The sequence below is a fragment of the Synechococcus sp. H55.11 genome (genome assembly GCF_047462475.1).
Taxonomy (GTDB): domain Bacteria; phylum Cyanobacteriota; class Cyanobacteriia; order Thermostichales; family Thermostichaceae; genus Thermostichus.
The window spans coordinates 1-3,270 of sequence record NZ_JANSJI010000329.1; the positions used below are offsets into that span (position 1 = coordinate 1).

Genomic DNA, 3,270 nt, shown 5'->3' on the forward strand with positions numbered 1-3,270 from the left:
GAGTTACAAAAAGGGATCCCAACTTGCGCAGGGATCCCTGAATTTCGATCAGAATAGGACTGGGAAAACCTGCCCAAAGCCCTTGATTGTTCTCACTGGGGCAGCACCAGTTCTCCGCGGCGCCCCAGGGGATCGGTGAGGACACTGCCGGTGGGGCCCTTGACCTGAAGGGTGCAGCGGCTGCCGGAGACTTCAATGAGGGTGTAGTTGGGCACCGCCAGCTCCAAAAAGCGCAGGTTGCCTGTCGTTACGCCAGGGATCCCGCTCACTTCTGGATTGGCAGGGTTCACAGGGGCGAGAAAGCCATTCACAATCCGGTAGTAGAGGCGGCTGGCGTTGGGGATCCCCAGTTGGCTGCCCAACTCGTCAATGCTCAAGGCGGTCACGCTGCGTCCGGTGGGGCCAGTCCACACCTCCCAGATGGGGTTGCTGCTGCCGGGGTTGACCTGGCCGATGAAGCCGGCGTGGTTGTTGCCGGTTAGGAACACTACGTTGCGGATGTTGTTGCGCTCAATAAAGTCGATCACCTCCTGCCGCTCCAGCCAGTAGCCCTCCCAGACGTCGTTGGAGCGGAAATAGGTCACCGTGATGGGAAACTCGCTGACGATGAACTTGTAGGTGGCGGTGGAGCTGCGCAGGCTGTTGAACAACCACTGCTTTTGGGGTTCTCCCAAAAGAATGCGCGGCGTGCGGCGCAGCAGGTTAAACAGCGCCTCTTCCGATCCCGGCGGGCCGAAGAACAGGGTCTCCTGCTGGGGCGTGAGGCGGATGCCGGCCAGTTCCAAAAAGCGCTGGCGGGTCAAGCCAGGGGGCAAAATGGGCAGGATCGGGGTCACAGCAGCCAAGTCGCGGTACTGGCGCAGGTCGAGGATAAAGACTTCGGCGTTGGCGCCGTAGCGGAAGCTGCGAAACACCCGATCCCGGCTATCTACCCCCGGTACATCCGTCAAGGTGGGGGTGATGGGGTTGTACTCAAAAAAGGCCTGGTAGCCCAGCACCCTAAAATCTTCCACGTCGCGGGTTTGCCCGGTGGTGTCGTTGAGCTGGACGGCGCGGCCGCCGCGGGCCTTCTGGCCGCTGTAGTTGTCGATCACCTCGTGGTCATCCCAGTTAACGACAAAGGAAGTGCGACTGAACAACTGCGGGAACTCCGGCCCGGCATACTTGGGATCCCGCTGATCCCGATAGAGGCTGCGGTAAAACTCCAGGTTGCCGATGGGATCCAGCCCCAGCCAGAAGCGATCCGCGTAGACGGTGTCGCCGTTGAAGGAGATGAAATCGATATCGCCGCGGTTAACCTCAGCCAACAGGGCCGCCCCAATGGGGAAAGGAGGCTCATTGGCGCAGCTAATGTGCAAGAAGCGGATGGGCCGCCCATCGCCCGGAGCCGGCAGGGTGCGGAACTGGCCCACAGGGCTGGTAAACCCCTCACTGACAAAGCGGTAGAAATAGCGCTGCGCCGGCCTCAGGCCGGTAACAACGGCGCGGGCAATGTAGTCGCCCGGCTCGGTGCGGTAGTTGCGACCGGCCACGCGGCGGGCAGTCAGCGCAACCTGCTGCAGAATGGGGTTGAACTCGGCATTTTCCGCCATCTGCAGCGTCACAGGCACCGTATCCACGCTGCTGGCCGGCACCACCCGCGTGGAAAGCACCGCCCCCTCAGAGGTGGGATCCCCGGCAAACACCCCCTGGGGAAATCCCGGCTCTCCCAGCGGCGGGATAGAAGAACTGGAGGTGCCCCCACAGGCGGCCAGGGCGGCTGCCCCACCGCCAAACATCAGCAACTGCAGGAAAAAGCGACGGGAACGCAGGGAACTCATACAGCTAACCTCAGCGACGCCGGCAAATGTAAAGGGATCCGCAACAATGGCCAATTGCCCCTAGTCAAGCACTTCTGCGCCCAAACTGAGGTTGTGGGCCGGTGAAAACTGGGTTAGCTTCTGTTTAAGAACGCCAGACCTGAGGCTTGGGTTCTCCGCGGCCTTTTCATAGCCCTTCCTGCGAAGGCTAAAATTCCATTAAGGTTTTTTGCTTTTTGGCTTTGTTTTCGGTTTTGCGTTCTAGAACCTCTTGTTGACCCAAGGAGGGATCGTCGTGGCTACGGAGACTCTGGTTAAGCCTTCTGTAACCCCGAAGCATATGCCCATGTACCGGGTGTTGCTGCACAACGACGATGTCAACACCATGGAGTACGTGGTGCAGGTGCTGGTGAAGGTCATTCCATCGATGATGCCGCCGCAAGCCACCGAGATCATGTTGGAAGCCCACAACAACGGCGTTGCTGTGGTCATCGTGGTGCCGCGGGAGCACGCGGAGTTTTACTGCGAGCAGTTGCGCCGGCACGGCCTCACCAGCTCGATCGAGCCGGAACGCTAGTTAGGAGCGGTTTGGGTGGGCCTGCCGACTGCTGAGCTGATTGGCAAACTCAAGGCCTTTCCCTTGCCGCTGCGGCTGTTGCTGTTTTTGGGGATCCCCCTTTTGGCCTGGCTACCGTGGGTCGGCCTGGGGGGATTTTTCTTTGGCCGAGAGTACCTCTGGCTGCCGCTGTATGCTCTACTGCTCCTTTGGCTGGGGCTGTGGGGATCTGGGTTTGCCGCCTATGGCCTGGACAAGAGTTGGGCCTGCCGAGCTGGGATCCTCTGGGGCCTGGGGATGGGTGTGGGCGGGCTTTTTCTGCTCTTTGGCCTGGAGGGGGCCCTGGGCTGGCTGAGCTGGCAGCCGGTGGAAGGGGGATCCCTGCTGGGCTATGGCTTGCTGGGGCTAGGGGTGGGCCTGGCGGTGGCCCTGGCAGAAGAGCTGTTGTTCCGCGGCTGGCTGCTGCAGGAGATGGCCTTGGACTACGGCTGGACAAGCGCTCTGTGGGGATCCAGCCTTCTCTTTGCTTTGGCCCACTTTTTGAAGCCGCCAGCAGAGATCCTCGCCACCTGGCCCCAGTTTCCGGGGCTGTGGCTGATGGGCCTGCTGCTGGCCCAGGCCAAGGTGTGGAACCAAAACAAGCTAGGACTCAGCCTGGGGCTGCACGCCGGCTGGGTGTGGGGCATCACCTGGGTCAACAACTTGGCTTGGATCGAGTACACCGGCAGGGCGCCAGAGTGGCTCACCGGCATCGGCGGCAACCCCCTAGCCGGGCTGATGGGCCTGCTCTTCCTGGGCGGCACCTTCCTTGTTCTCAAGAGGTTGGCCACCGACAGAAGCTGAACAACGCCGAAGCATCTCCCCTCTCCCTCAGGGAGAGGGGCCGGGGGTGAGGGTCATCCCTCAGGGAGAGGG

Annotated in this window: 3 protein-coding genes; 2 read left to right on the forward strand and 1 reads right to left on the reverse strand. The window is 61.5% G+C overall.

The features are described from left to right. Window positions 1-92 precede the first annotated feature (92 nt). Window positions 93-1,820 (reverse strand): alkaline phosphatase D family protein, encoded by a 1,728-nt coding sequence (locus tag NW853_RS12900; protein ID WP_414333898.1) that lies wholly within the window; start codon window positions 1,818-1,820, stop codon window positions 93-95. Window positions 1,821-2,094: 274 nt separating this feature from the next. Between NW853_RS12900 and clpS the strand changes: the two genes are divergently transcribed. Together clpS and NW853_RS12910 are read left to right on the forward strand one after the other, a co-directional pair. Continuing rightward, window positions 2,095-2,376, forward strand: a complete 282-nt coding sequence (clpS, locus tag NW853_RS12905) for an ATP-dependent Clp protease adapter ClpS (RefSeq protein WP_414349213.1) — start codon at window positions 2,095-2,097, stop codon at window positions 2,374-2,376. Window positions 2,377-2,391: 15 nt separating this feature from the next. After that, window positions 2,392-3,198 carry a lysostaphin resistance A-like protein gene (locus NW853_RS12910; protein ID WP_414349215.1) on the forward strand — a complete coding sequence of 269 codons (807 nt, stop codon included), beginning with the start codon at window positions 2,392-2,394 and terminating at the stop codon, window positions 3,196-3,198. The last annotated feature ends 72 nt before the right edge of the window (window positions 3,199-3,270 follow it).